The organism is Pseudomonas sp. NUPR-001 (assembly GCF_052147955.1).
Classification (GTDB): Bacteria; Pseudomonadota; Gammaproteobacteria; order Pseudomonadales; family Pseudomonadaceae; genus Aquipseudomonas.
On sequence record NZ_CP197353.1, the window covers coordinates 2,485,194 to 2,498,225 of the forward strand.

Below are 13,032 nucleotides of genomic sequence, written 5' to 3' on the forward strand. Positions count from 1 at the left end.
CTTCATGCCAAGGCACCGACTGATCGTGAGGCAGGCGGTGCGTTAACAGCTTAGAAGGACGCAGTCAGGCTGGTGTAGAACGTGCGACCTGGTTCGTTGTAGGTGGCAGCGCCAGCGCCTTCGATGCCGTTGACGCCTTGAGCGTTGCCGGCCCGGAACAAGCGTTTGTCGAACAGGTTGTCCATCCCGGTGGTCAGGCTCAGGTTCTTGGTTATGGCGTAGGTACCGCTGATACCCACCAACGCGTAGGGCGAAAGCTGGTCGTTGGCACTGCCGGTTACCCGATCACCATGATAGTCGTACTTTTTCGGTGTCTGCTTGCCGTACCACGCGACGCTCAATTGCATCGACAGATCTTCGTTGGCCTGCCAGTCGAGCATCGAGTTGAGGGTGTAGTCCGGCGTCACCGACAGCGTTTCGCCCGTGGTTTTGTTTTTCGATTGCAGCATGTACGTCAGGTTGTTGCTCCAGGTCAGCTGCGCGCTCAGCGGAATGGTCAAAGTGCCTTCCAGTCCCTCTACCAGGGCCTTGGGAATGTTCTCCCACTGATAGACCGCAGCGTTGGCGTTGGCGCCTGTGCCACCGCTGGCACTGCCGACAGGGCTTAGCCCCGAGTCGATTTTGTTTTTGTAGTCGTTGCGAAAGTACGTCAGCCCGGCGACCCAGCCGTTGTGCTTGAACTCGATCCCCAGCTCTTTGTTGACGCTGGTTTCGGCATCGAGGTTTTCGTTGCCCTGCAGGTAGCAACTGGTGGTTTGGCCGTAGCAGCCCTGGCCTCGGCTGTAGAGCAGGTAATCGGGGTTGAGCTGGTACAGGTTCGGCGCTTTGTAGGCGCGCGCGATACCGGCCTTGAGGGTCAGGGTGTCTGTCAGCGCATGCGACAGGTTGAGCGAGGGGCTCCAGTTGTCGCCGACGATGCTGTGATGGTCAAAGCGCAGGCCCGGGGTGAGCATGGTGCCGGGCAACAGTTCGATGTTGTCCTCGGCAAACAACGAGACGATCTGCGCCTGCGAAGTGGTGTCGCGGCCGCTGCTGGCCAGGCCATCGACGGCGCCGCCTTCGCTGGTTGACTGGGTGTTGGCGCTTGGGTCATCGAGCTTTTGCTGGCTCCACTCGGCGCCCAGTGTCAGGGTCTGGTCGCGCCAGGCGTGCAGTGGCAGATTAAGCTCGCCATGTGCCGTGAGGTCGCGCAGGGTCGAGGTGTAGAAGTCGGTGCTGCTGAAGATACCTTCGGTGCCGCCGGCCAAGCCTTCGTTAATGCGCGAATTGCGGGTTTTCTCGTATTGCAGGTAGGCCATGGAGCTGCCGAAGTCCCAGTCACCGTTGTGGGTGAGGGCGTAGCTTTCGCGGTACAGCCGGTTGGTTTCCTTGCCGAGCATGCTTTTTACGTTGGCATTGGAGTTGGTGTTCTGCGTGTCGCCGGTATAGATGTTGCCCTGACGGCTGAAGCCTGCTTCAAATGCCAGGCTCTGTTCCGGGCTCAGGCGCCAGGTCAGTTGGCCATTGAGGTCTTTGTTGCGTACGCCTTCGCGGCCCGCTGGGAGGGTGCCGGCCTGGTTGCCGGTGCGCGCCGACTCATGGCCCTGGTTGATGTCCCAGTCATCCGCGTCAGTCTTGGCCACGTTGCCGTACACGCGATAGCTGAGGTTGTCGGTGAGCGGCCCGTTGAGGCCGAAACTCATGCGTTTGGTCGCGCCTTCGTCACCGTGCTGGGGGAAGTTCTGGTAAACCGTGGCGTTGCCGTGGGTTCCGCTGGTCGCCTGTTTGGTGATGATGTTCACCACCCCACCCATGGCCCCGGAGCCGTAGCGTGCGGCTGCCGGGCCGCGAATCACTTCGATGCGCTCGACCTGGTCGGCCGGTACCCAGTTGGTATCGCCGCGCGAATCGCGCTCACCCCGCCAGCCGTAGCGCACCGAGCTGCGGCTGCTGACAGGTTTGCCGTCGACCAGAACCAAGGTGTTCTCCGGGCCCATGCCGCGAATGTCGATCTGGCGGTTGTTGCCGCGCTGGCCGCTGGTGGAGTTACCGGTCAGGTTGACCCCAGGCATGGTGCGGATGATCTGCGACAGGTCATTGGCCGGAGGGCGTTTCTTGATGTCTTCTGCGGTGATCACCGACACGCCAGGGGCCTGTTTGGTCTCTTCCAGCGCTGTGGCCACCACATTCTGGCTTTCCAGCTCGACGGGTTGTGACGCAGTGGTGGCAGCCTGCACAGCATTGGCCAGCAGGCAGCTGGTCAGCAGCAGAAAAGGGGCGAGGGGCAGCGAACGGGGCGACATCTTCGATCTCCGGAACATCGTGCGGAAGGTAAGAGGTCGCAGATGATAGTCAGTCTTATTTGAGAGTAAAGCTCATTAACTTTCTAAACATTTGTCGCTTGCTGGCAACACGATATGCAGGCACAAACCTGGTTGCGCATTGCTGGCCCACAGGCGCCCGCCTTGCAGTTCGATGCCGCGCCGGGCGATGGCCAGCCCCAGGCCGAAACCCGCACCGCTGTCGGCCAGGCGCTGATAGGGCGCGAAAACACGCTCCAGATCGGCCTCGGGCACGCCCGGGCCCTGGTCGCGCAGACGCAGGTGCCAGTGATCGCCTTCGCGCCAACCGTCGAGGCTGATCACACCGCTGGGCGGTGAATGGCGGATGGCGTTGCGCAACAGGTTTTCCATGGCTTGAGCCAGGCTGTTCAGGTGGGCCTGCACCTGGCAGTCGGTGCCAAGCGTGCAGGGCAGGCGGGTGTGCGCCCAGCCGCTTTCGAAGCAGGCGTCTTCGCACAGCGCTTCCCAGACCGAAAGCACCAGCACCGGTTCTGTGGGCAACTGCGGGTGTTGGGTGTCCATCCAAGCCAAGTCGAGGGTGTCGACCAACAGCTTTTGCATATCGTCCACTTCACGGCCCAAGCGCTCACGCAGTTGCTCGGGCGGCAAGTGGCTGTCATGGGCGATGCGCAGCCGCGCCAGTGGTGTACGCAGTTCGTGAGACAAGGTGCGCAACAGTAAACGTTGCTGTTCAAGGCTCTGGCGCAGGCGCCTGGCCATGTGTTCGAACGCCTGAGCCAGCTCGCCCAGTTCGTCGCGCCGCTCTTGTAAGGGCAGGCCCGGGCTCTCGAGGTCGTCGGCGCGCAGGGCATCGGCGCGCGAGCGCAAGCGGTTCAGCGGCACCACCAACTGACGGTACAGGGCCAGGCCCAACAGCAAGGCGAGCAACGTAGGCGCTACCCCGTGAGTGATGATATGGGTCCAGGGTGTCAGGCCGGTGGGTAGCAGACGTTCAGGCAACTGGATGACCAGGCGGCCATCGGCTGGCCGCTCGGGAAACTCGATACTGACGTACGGCAGCTCATCTTGCAGGCGTCGGCTCATCGGCCAATCGAGCTTGCGCATGAAGGTCAGATGTCCAGCTTCCTCGGCGCTCAGCGCGGTGTTGCCAAGGCTCTCCAGGCGCGGGCCGACCACGGCCACCCAGGTATTTTCGGCGCGTTGCAGTTGATTGCGATAGGCCTCGACACCGGCAGCGCCATCGTTGTGCCAAGCGGCCTCGGCTTGCTGTGCATAGCGCGCCAGGTACTGCTGATCTGCCGGGCTGAGAAAGTACGTGCTGCGCTCGACCGACAAGCCCCAGGTCCAGATCAACCACGTCAGCAGCAGACAAAAGCCAACCTGCAACGCCGCCAGCTTCCACAGCAGGGGGTGACGACGCATCAGGACATCTGCGCGTCGACCAGGATATAACCCTGGCCACGCACCGCTTGGATCTGCAAATGCTGCGCGCCGATATCGGCCAGCTTACGCCGCAGATTGCACACGTGCACGTCCAGGCCACGGTCCAGGCTGGTAAAGGCGCGGTGCAGCACCGTCTGATAGAGAAAGGCCTTGCTCAAGGCTTCCCCGGGATGGGCGCGCAAGGTGGCAAACAAACGGTACTCGGAACCGGTAAGCCCGGCGCTGCGACCTTGATGCACAAGATCCTGGGCATTCTGGTCGAGGGTCAATCCAGCGTCGTTGCTGGCTTGGGCCTGGCGTCTGTCCAGGGCAACACGGCGCAACAGCGCATCGACCCGCGCATCAAGCTCGGCGAGGCTGAACGGCTTGGGCAAGTAGTCATCTGCGCCACGGGTAAAACCACTGATACGGTCCTGCTCGGCGCCCAGTGCCGACATCAACATCACCGGCACCGACTGATCGCGACGCAGCTCGTCCAACAGGCGCAGGCCATCGACGCCCGGCAGCATGATGTCTAGCAGCAGCAAATCAAAACCACCCCGCTGCACCGCACTCAACGCCTGAGTGCCGGTTTCGCAGGCAGTGACGGTAAAGCCTCGGCGCTGGAAGTGACGTTCCAGGTCTTGACGCAGGTACGGATCGTCTTCAGCAAGGAGCAACGTGGGCGACACAGGAGGGCCTTTAATGAGAATTGGTTGCAAATACGAATGATCCCACTGCGGGCAGGGGGATGGCAATACCAGGGGGGCTTTGGACGAGGTGCCGGACCGGTGCGTACACGGGGGAAGTGCGGGATATCCACTGCGGTGCCTGCTTGGCAACAGGGTCTGCAGTGATGGGTGTTTTCTGCCTGCCGTTAACGGCTGCTATCGGCCAGAAGCAGTCGGTAGACAGGTTCGTGGCAAATTGGTAGCGTCTCGTTGTTGCGCTGAATCTTTACCGCGTCGAACTCGCGGTCATCCATGTAGCTTTTCTCTTTGGGCTATGTCGCGTTTGCTGCGACTCCCTCCTAGCTAAGCCAGGGTTTATGGGACGACAAAGAACGTATACGACATTGCTGTAGTGTCTTAATGCGACAGTAATGTCGCCCAATAGTAGCTAGGCTTCATTATGAAGAGCTTTCTTCTCGCTGCAGCGAAACTCACCACAGGCCTCTTCCTTGCAGGTTTAGCTCTCGCGATTTCGATCGTGCTTTTCTCCTGGGCAACCGATAGCTACAGGAGCAGCCAGGCCAAGCAGTACGAGACCATTAAGGAGTGGTCAGCAGACCTCAGCACGAATCTCGGCTTACAACTTCAGGCTAAAACAAAGGTTGTGTCCGGGAAGCTTTTGTTATCCGTAGATGTCGTCGGATATCCAGCCTACCTATCGGACCCTCGTTTGGCTGAACGAAACCAGAAAGCACAACTCATCATCTACTTCGTCGACTTGGATGGCTTCAGAGTCTTCAGCAAACCAATCGAGCTTTCCGAATTTAGTGGCATCGTAGGCGCGAAGGGCGAGAAACTTGGCCTTCGAACCCAACTGCAAGAATATGTCTCAATCGAGGACTACAAGAGGTTTCAGCATCTTCAGGTCGAATGGACCCTGGAAACCAAGGTGCCGCCAGACCTTGCGCTCGATGTAAAAGAAGATCAGAGTCGCCTTGATCACTGCGCTCCCAGCATATCGCGAGCAGAACGGCTCAAACGCCTATCAAGACACGGAGAGTTACGACAAACAAGCTCCGGCTCTTATTCTGCTGGCTCTCGATCCGTGCATTTTTTCCACGATGGAACACTACTAAATTGTGAATAAAGAGCTTCTGGCGCTGGTCCAGCGGTGGGCAACAATCGGCCAAGAGTGTACGTGTAACCAACACGACTCTTTAGTCGCTGCTCAATTAACAGTTGCTCCAAAAACAAAGCTTCGCACAAAAGCACACACCCACCAGCCTCTTCAAGGCAGGACATTTGAATCCAGAATATTATACTGAATCGTAGGCTGTGGCGTTTCTACTTTCCAGTCCAACTCCTCAGAAATCATTAGAGTATTATACCATTCATTAAAGTAGGCATTCGCCAGTTCCTCACTCTCGATAAACAGTCCATTCTCCAGCGAAAGAGTCGCATTTACGGACATGTTAAATGATCCCGTCCATACCGCATAAGGTTTAGGCGGGTAGCCACAATCTTCCGGCTTTAGGAAAACTAAAAACTTATGATGCATTAGAGGGTGTACTTTACCAGTTAAGCGACGATACCCAACACATCGAATAGCTATGTCGGCAATCTCACCCCCATCATCCAAATATTCCAACGTACTCTTTTGAAATTCACCATATGAGTAGGGCGCCAACGCCTTCAGTAATGCATATTTTTGACGAACCGTTTTGTATGAGGTTGGTGTGTGATCGACATCCGGCCGCAGAAAATCCTCTTTTTGTAGAACGATAGAGCATCCTCCATTCAGTTTCGCCAATGCATCAAGCACTGCATAACTGGTTAACCAAGCAACACACCCAACAACTGCTTCTGATGATGATATCTTACGGACAATAACTTTCTCGATTTCACGAAAATGGGCCTCAACGAGAGAAACATTTTTGACAGTGACAGAGTTATCAGATTGCGAAACACGCTCTGGCCGGATGTTGTTTGTATCAGTCATCCTAAATTTTAGGCTCTTGAGATCCATATCAATCAACTTATTTGCTCCTATGTTACGGCCACTAACGAGTCATCGACTGGATGATATCTACACCGATCTAGCCAGTCTCTTTTGAGAGAAATTCGAAATGCTAACGCATTTAACGCTTAGCTATACCATAGCCAAAGCCATAACGCACGATTTACTCCACGATTGACACATTATGCGCCGTTTTAAATGGGGGTGATTTAACGGAAAAGAAACAAGGTAACACTTGTCGCTGTACGAAAATAGAGTCAAAAACAGCATACGGAACAAGTCAGTGAGACCATCGCTCGGTACTTGATGGATAAGAATCCATGATTCAGCTATCGCGTTGCTTTTAACAGTTTTGGCCTATCGCCACCGACAGCTATTGGCCGGTAATTGCCCTTCGCGAAAGTCAGCTTTGGGTCGATAGCTGCCAGTCAATATTTACTGCTACCGGCCAATTGCTAACTTTCGCTTTACGTCGCAATCGACCAAAACCAGTCATCAAGTAAAAATTTGGTCCGATTGCGTGTACCTAAGACATGCATTATTTGTTCGGACGATATCCGTATTCCCAAATCAACGTTCTGCTTTTTTTCGGCACCAGCCAGGAGGTGAAATATTAGCTTTCTCAATTAGGTCTTGGAATTTTTCCTCCAGCTTCTTGAATGTTGAATTTAAGTCCGAACCGGCCTTTGTCGACGCCGCCTGGTAGGCCAACTCCAAGCTCGAAAAACCCTGTATTAATCTATGGCACTCACTTTGATGAGCATCGCATTTTAAAACTGAATGCAGCCCCATAAGCGCGGCAGAAACAAGAGCAAGGACACCACCTATCACATCCCAATGAGCACCAAATAGCTCTGGTTTGCTGAGAACCGTTGCTCCTGCCAAAGCAGAGAGTAGCGTGCTGCCACCCACCATCAGCCATCTAACCGGTGTCAAAATATCAAGCCAGTACTGATGGGCCCTCATCTCAGCTTGGCATCGCTGCACACGCTCGGAGCATAGTAGTCGCTGGCTATTCTCTAAGTCGTCCATAAAATTACCGGGTAATTTTTATTTTAATCAGTTGTGATTATCTTAGTTCATCTTAAGAGGCTGTCGAGCAAGCAGTTTAGATGGGAGCTCATTAAATTGATTGTGGATTTAAAGTTGGCTTGACCAGCGAGGCGCACTATTGGCAGTAATCGGCCAATTTTTACCGATGCCGATAGGCAGCGAAGGGGCGGAAGCGGTCGCTCATTAATGGCTGCTTTTGGCCGATTTATGCCGATTTCCAATGGCAGCATGTAGTCGTCCAGTCGGGCCGCATCTGCGGCCCTGTTATACCCTCGTGCGCTTAACGCACCGAAGCTTGTTCCGCCTGCACCGCACGACGCACTACCGCCGCGGTTGCCGAACGGGCTTCGACTTCATCCAACACCGCTTCCACCAGTGCCAGGCTCATTTCCAGCGATTGCTCTGTTGCCCACAACAACCCGCGTACCTCGGCATTGACCCTGTCACAGGCGTGGGCGTTGGTTTGAAAGGCGCTTTTGAGCAGGACGCAGGCATGCACCAGGGCATCTTCGGAGGAGACGCCGGCGCGCACGGCGAACAGTGGATCGTGGCTGCCGTTGCAGGTGCCGAAGGTGGTGCTGGTTTGGGTGGTGGAGGGTGGGGGATCGGGGACAATTTTTGTCATGGTGGAACTCCTTGATTGGTGGAGCCGCCACGTATCGCTACCAAACGATTGGGTGGCGGCTGTGCGCAGGTTGGTAGACCGGGAATCAAGGAACCCAGCGCGCACGAGTGCGCCCCACGCACAGCCGCCATAACACGAAACAGCGGGCACAAAAAAAGCGCCAACTGCTCGGATAGGACGCTTGTGCGCCTTGATTATCTTCCGGGCTACCAAACCCGGTCGCTGGATTGACAGCGACGCTGGCAGGGTAACGGTCTTGGGGGCGGGATTCAAGTAGGAGCGGGCTTGCCCCGCGATGCGATGTGACTGACAGATTGCTATCGCGGGGCAAGCCCGCTCCTACCGATTTGAGGTCGTAGGTTGAGGCTGCTATTGCCCCGCGATTCGCTTGACCAGCGCAGCATGACCGCTGGCATCGTCGCTGCGGGAAATGACCTGGATGACTGCCATGCGATCACCAGAACCTGCGATAAAGGTGCTGTTCAAGGTTTTACCGCCACCCAGGGTCGCGGTACTGTCGACTTGTCGCACACCCAGGCCGTTGCGGCTAAGGCGCGACTCGCCGGTTTGTCGAAAGTCCGGCAGCCCGGCGCTCTGGCGTTCGACGAAACCACTGACGGCGCCGTCGAGGAAGGCATCGTCGTTGTCGCCGGGGCGAGACGCTTCGGGGAGCGGTTTTTCGATCACCATGACCACACGCTTTTCCTGCGCATTGGCGTACAGCGTCCCCACGGCGTCTTCGCCTTCGCTGCGCTGCTCATCAGCGCTCAGCGGGCTGGCATCGTAGCCTGCTGGTAGGTTGAAGCTGAACTTGCCACCGAGTACCGCGACCTTCACTTCAGGTTTCGGCTGGGTGGTGGGTTTACTGGCGGCCTGCAGATTCGACAGGCCCAACAGGCCGACAACGGCCAGGGTCAGGGTCAGCGTCAGGGTTCTGGTGTTGAAAATCGACATACAGCCTCTCGAGGGGCAGGGCAGGGTGGATAGCTTCACATAAACCTGCTTGTGATCGTCAACGGCCCTTGATGAAGGGCCGTTGACGGTCGACGCTAGTTCACCATCACCTCGTCCACTGCCTGCTCGAGGGTGCTGACCGTGCGTTCGATATTGTGCAGCTTTTCAAGTCCGAACAGCCCAATACGGAAGGTCTGGAAGTCGGCCGGCTCGTCGCATTGCAACGGTACGCCAGCAGCGATCTGCAGACCGCGGGCGGCAAATTTCTTGCCGCTCTTGATGTCGGCATCATCGGTGTAGCTCACCACCACGCCAGGGGCCTGAAAGCCGGCGGCGGCCACGCTTTTGATGCCTTTGCCGGTCAACAGGGCGCGCACCCGATCGCCCAGCGTCTGTTGTTCGCCACGGAGTTTGTCGAAACCGTAGGCCTGCATCTCTTTGATCACTTCGTTGAATCGCGCGAGGGCGTCGCTGGGCATGGTTGCATGGTAGGCATGTCCGCCCTGTTCGTAGGCCTGCATGATCTGCAGCCATTTTTTCAGGTCGCAGGCAAAGCTGCTGCTCTGTGTCTGCTCGATGCGCGCCAGGGCCAACTCGCTGAACATCACCAGGGCGCAGCAAGGGGAGGCGCTCCAGCCTTTCTGCGGTGCGCTGATCAGCAGGTCGACTGCGCATTTGTGCATATCAACCCAAATCGTGCCTGAGGCGATGCAGTCCAGCACGAACAGGCCACCCACCGCATGCACGGCGTCACCGATGGCCCGCAGGTAGTCATCGGGCAGGATGATCCCTGATGAGGTTTCAACGTGGGGAGCGAAGACAATCTGCGGCTTCTGTGCCTCAATGGCTGCCAGCACTTCGTCCAGAGGCGGTGGAGCATAGGCGGCCTGACGACCCGCTTCGACCGGTCGCGCTTTGAGCACCGTGGTGGCCGCTGGGATGTTGCCCATTTCGAGGATCTGGCTCCAGCGATAACTGAACCAGCCGTTGCGAATCACCAGGCAGTGCTGGCCGGTGGCAAACTGACGCGCCACCGCCTCCATGCCGAACGTGCCGCTACCCGGGACCACTGCAACAGCCTGGGCGTTGTAGACCTGTTTGAGGGTCTTGGAAATGTTGTTCATCACGCCTTGAAATGACTGCGACATGTGGTTGAGCGAGCGGTCGGTGTAGACCACCGAGTACTCGACCAGCCCCTCAGGATCGATACTGGGGTAGAGCTTTGACATGGTGTGACTCCTTTGGCAGAGATTTCCTTGGTATCGACCCTGCCTCAAGCCTTGGCAAATGACAAGATTGCCTGGGGGGATTGTGTACACCTCCTGGCATCTCGCAGGTTCAGAACGTCTTGCTGACCGAGGCCACCACGGTGGCCGAGCAGACATCCTTGAAGCCCAGATAGCTGGCGCATTCGCTCTCGGAAAGGTCGGTGTCGATGTAGCTGACCGACCAATCAAGCGACAGCAGCGTGCGGGTCAGCTTCACTTCCCATTCATGGTAGTCGTCACGGCTGGCACCGTCATTGCTGAACCAGCTTGGGTCCTTGTAGTCGTTGCGCCCATAGCGCACCCGTAGTTCGGTGTCGTATGGCAACAGGGTGGTATAGCCCACATAGCTGTAGAGCATCGACTGGTCGCCGTTGAAGTTGTCTGAATAATTGCCACCCAGCAATACACCCCAGGCGTGCAGTTCGGCATGGTATTCGCCGTAGTTGAAGTCGCCCTGGCGCGGGTACACGTATTTGATGTACGAGGTGTCGAGGGTGACATCGTCGTTGATTTGCCAGAAGTAGCCGGCGTAGTAGTCCAGCTCCTGGCGCGTGCTGCTGCCGAAACCGAAGTCGACGTTCGAGCTCCATACGCCGGCGTACAGGCCGCTGGAGTGAGCCAGGGTCACAGAGCCCTGCAGGGCCGGATCGTTCTGGGTCTGGGAGATGCCACGGGTGCGGTAGTCGCTGAACAGACCAGCCTTGGCCTCGAGGCTGAGGTCGTCGTTGAGGGTGATGGCATGGGCCAGCGGGGTGCAGATGAGCAGGCCGCCTGCGATAAGGTTGCGTACGGTCATTCGATACGTTCCAATTATTATTGTTGTTGTGCACGGTGAAGCAGGTGTGGCTTTGGCGGGCAAATCCGCACCCACAGGGATTTGTGTTGCGCCTGCGGGGGCGGGTTTGCCCGTGCAGCAGTCAGCGCTGGTAGATCTGCTTGCCGGCGAACCAGGTCTGCAGCACCTGGGTGTCACGCAGCGCCTCGGGGGCGACGCTGAACACATCGCGGTCGAGGACGATCATGTCGGCCTGCTTGCCAGCCTTCAGTGAGCCGACCTGCTGTTCCAGGCGCATGGCGCGGGCGGCATTGAGGGTGTAGGCCTGGAACATGGTTTCCCGGTCGATGGCCTCGTCAGCATTGAGCACGCCCTTGGGGCCCTTGCGGCTCACTGCCTGATAGATCGCCTTCCATGGCTCTGGGGTGGTGATCGGCCAGTCGCTGGCGCCGGCGATGGTCGCACCGGCCTTGTACAGAGAATGGGCCGGGTAGCTGTGGGCGAAGGCATGCGCGTCGACATACGGTTTGACCAGATCGAGGTTAGTCTCGTCGGCACTGGCCCAGTACAACTGCATCGAAGCGATCACATCGAGTTGCTTGAAGCGCGGATAGTCCTGAGCGCTGACCATTTGCAAGTGGGTGATCGAATGGGGAACGCCGCTGTGACGTGCGCGTCGAGCCTGTTCCACGCCGTTGAGTGCCTCGCGCACGGCGCGATCGCCGATGGCATGCACATGCACCAGCCAGCCACGAGCGTCGGCGGCATCGACCAGTTCACCGAAGTGCTTCGGGTCCAGCAGCAGTTCGCCGCGTTGGCCGGAGTTCTTGTAGGGCTCGAGCATCGCCGCGCTCTGCGCCGGCATTTCGGCGACGCCGTCGGCGAATACCTTGATGCCGGGCAGGGTGAGGTTGCGCACGCCGAGGAACTGCTGGCGTACCTTGTCCAGCGCATCCAGGTCGGTCGGGCGGGCCTTGGCGTCGGCCATCAGCAACGCGGCGATGTGGGCCGTCAACTCACCCCGCTCGGAGAGGTCCTTGTAGACCGGTAACACGCCCAGCGAGTCGTTCTTCACATCCGCGCCGGGCAGTTCGTTGGCCAGCGGATCCATCCAGCCGGTAATGCCGAGCTGCCTGGAGTAGTCCAGGGCCATCCGCCCGGCGGTCATCAGGGTGTCGTGGGACAGCGGCGGCAGCAGGTCGGTCACCGGGTAGTAGCTGGCGTCAGCCAGAAATCCGTTGGGCGTGCCGTCCTGGTGTTGGCCAATGGTGCTGCGCGCTTCGGCGGGCAACGCCGCAATGGTCTTGGCATCGATCTTGGCGCGCTTGAGCAGGGCCTGGTTGGCCCAGCCGGTGTGCATGTCGTTGGCGGCCAGCAGGATTGGCTGTTCGGCCCATTCGCCCTGGTTGAAGCGCTGCTCCAGGGCCGGGATGTCATCCCAGTAGGTCCCCGGCACGCCACCGACGGCCAGGAATTCGCCACGCACTGCCTTGCCATCTTTGCGCCACGCGCGCAGGCGCTGTTCCAGTTCATCAAGGGGGATCTGCTCACCCATCAGGTTGGCCAACTCCAGTTGCAGGCCGCCTTTGATGGCATGGGAGTGGGAGTCGAGCATGCCTGGCATCAGCACCTTGCCGCCCAGGTCGATGACCCGGGTGCCGTCGGCCTTCAGGCCCAGCACAGCCTGGTCCGAGCCCACGGCGACGATCTTCTCGCCCTCGATCGCCAGCGCCTGCTGCAGCGGCTGGCCCGGCTCGGCGGTGTAGACCTTGGCGTTGTGAAAGATCACGTCCACTGCCGCGAAGCTGTGCAGGGAGGTACAGGCCAGGCCCGCGCTGATCGCCATCTTCAGAAGGTGGTTCATTCGATGCCTCGTTGTTGTTGTGATGGAGCCGCAGCCTAGTCAAAGCGCAAGGCCGGTTAAATGCGACGACAGGCACAACTTTTTTCGCGATCAGGAAACAA

The 13,032-nt window shown here is 58.2% G+C and carries 11 protein-coding genes; 1 reads left to right on the forward strand and 10 read right to left on the reverse strand.

Annotated elements, in window-relative coordinates; translation table 11 throughout:
* Positions 1-50: 50 nt before the first annotated feature.
* The 3 genes from ACP6KB_RS11335 to ACP6KB_RS11345 form a co-directional block, all read right to left on the reverse strand.
* Positions 51-2,282 (reverse strand): TonB-dependent siderophore receptor, encoded by a 2,232-nt coding sequence (locus ACP6KB_RS11335; RefSeq protein ID WP_442113808.1) that lies wholly within the window; start codon positions 2,280-2,282, stop codon positions 51-53.
* Between the two features lie 75 nt (positions 2,283-2,357).
* Positions 2,358-3,704 carry a HAMP domain-containing sensor histidine kinase gene (locus tag ACP6KB_RS11340; RefSeq protein ID WP_442113809.1) on the reverse strand — a complete coding sequence of 449 codons (1,347 nt, stop codon included), beginning with the start codon at positions 3,702-3,704 and terminating at the stop codon, positions 2,358-2,360.
* Positions 3,704-4,396, reverse strand: coding sequence for a response regulator transcription factor (locus tag ACP6KB_RS11345; RefSeq protein WP_442113810.1), 693 nt, complete (start codon positions 4,394-4,396; stop codon positions 3,704-3,706). The genes ACP6KB_RS11340 and ACP6KB_RS11345 overlap by 1 nt, the downstream gene beginning before the upstream one ends.
* Before the next feature lie 439 nt (positions 4,397-4,835).
* On the opposite strand from ACP6KB_RS11345, the gene ACP6KB_RS11350 reads away from it, so the two are divergent.
* Positions 4,836-5,522: a hypothetical protein gene (locus tag ACP6KB_RS11350; RefSeq protein ID WP_442113811.1), complete on the forward strand. Its 687-nt coding sequence runs from the start codon at positions 4,836-4,838 to the stop codon at positions 5,520-5,522.
* Between the two features lie 141 nt (positions 5,523-5,663).
* Here the strand turns inward: ACP6KB_RS11350 and ACP6KB_RS11355 are convergent, their stop codons facing one another.
* The 7 genes from ACP6KB_RS11355 to ACP6KB_RS11385 form a co-directional block, all read right to left on the reverse strand.
* Positions 5,664-6,410 (reverse strand): hypothetical protein, encoded by a 747-nt coding sequence (locus ACP6KB_RS11355; RefSeq protein ID WP_442113812.1) that lies wholly within the window; start codon positions 6,408-6,410, stop codon positions 5,664-5,666.
* Positions 6,411-6,962: 552 nt separating this feature from the next.
* Positions 6,963-7,424 (reverse strand): hypothetical protein, encoded by a 462-nt coding sequence (locus ACP6KB_RS11360; RefSeq protein ID WP_442113813.1) that lies wholly within the window; start codon positions 7,422-7,424, stop codon positions 6,963-6,965.
* Between the two features lie 301 nt (positions 7,425-7,725).
* Positions 7,726-8,070, reverse strand: a complete 345-nt coding sequence (locus ACP6KB_RS11365; protein WP_442113814.1) for a DUF6124 family protein — start codon at positions 8,068-8,070, stop codon at positions 7,726-7,728.
* Between the two features lie 369 nt (positions 8,071-8,439).
* Positions 8,440-9,024 (reverse strand): hypothetical protein, encoded by a 585-nt coding sequence (locus ACP6KB_RS11370; protein ID WP_442113815.1) that lies wholly within the window; start codon positions 9,022-9,024, stop codon positions 8,440-8,442.
* Positions 9,025-9,119: 95 nt separating this feature from the next.
* Positions 9,120-10,253, reverse strand: coding sequence for an aminotransferase class V-fold PLP-dependent enzyme (locus ACP6KB_RS11375; RefSeq protein ID WP_442113816.1), 1,134 nt, complete (start codon positions 10,251-10,253; stop codon positions 9,120-9,122).
* Between the two features lie 109 nt (positions 10,254-10,362).
* Positions 10,363-11,088, reverse strand: a complete 726-nt coding sequence (locus tag ACP6KB_RS11380; protein ID WP_442113817.1) for a TorF family putative porin — start codon at positions 11,086-11,088, stop codon at positions 10,363-10,365.
* A gap of 121 nt (positions 11,089-11,209) precedes the next feature.
* The gene (locus ACP6KB_RS11385) at positions 11,210-12,931 is read right to left on the reverse strand and encodes an amidohydrolase (RefSeq protein ID WP_442113818.1); all 1,722 of its coding nucleotides are present in this window, start codon (positions 12,929-12,931) and stop codon (positions 11,210-11,212) included.
* Positions 12,932-13,032: the final 101 nt, after the last annotated feature.

What these genes read in the sequence shown, in the direction of transcription:
- ACP6KB_RS11335 (WP_442113808.1), bottom strand. Translation starts at nt 2,282, where the DNA reads ATGTCGCCCCGTTCGCTGCCCCTCGCCCCTTTTCTGCTGCTGACCAGC.
- ACP6KB_RS11340 (WP_442113809.1), bottom strand. Translation starts at nt 3,704, where the DNA reads ATGCGTCGTCACCCCCTGCTGTGGAAGCTGGCGGCGTTGCAGGTTGGC.
- ACP6KB_RS11350 (WP_442113811.1), top strand. Translation starts at nt 4,836, where the DNA reads ATGAAGAGCTTTCTTCTCGCTGCAGCGAAACTCACCACAGGCCTCTTC.
- ACP6KB_RS11360 (WP_442113813.1), bottom strand. Translation starts at nt 7,424, where the DNA reads ATGGACGACTTAGAGAATAGCCAGCGACTACTATGCTCCGAGCGTGTG.
- ACP6KB_RS11365 (WP_442113814.1), bottom strand. Translation starts at nt 8,070, where the DNA reads ATGACAAAAATTGTCCCCGATCCCCCACCCTCCACCACCCAAACCAGC.
- ACP6KB_RS11370 (WP_442113815.1), bottom strand. Translation starts at nt 9,024, where the DNA reads ATGTCGATTTTCAACACCAGAACCCTGACGCTGACCCTGACCCTGGCC.
- ACP6KB_RS11375 (WP_442113816.1), bottom strand. Translation starts at nt 10,253, where the DNA reads ATGTCAAAGCTCTACCCCAGTATCGATCCTGAGGGGCTGGTCGAGTAC.
- ACP6KB_RS11380 (WP_442113817.1), bottom strand. Translation starts at nt 11,088, where the DNA reads ATGACCGTACGCAACCTTATCGCAGGCGGCCTGCTCATCTGCACCCCG.
- ACP6KB_RS11385 (WP_442113818.1), bottom strand. Translation starts at nt 12,931, where the DNA reads ATGAACCACCTTCTGAAGATGGCGATCAGCGCGGGCCTGGCCTGTACC.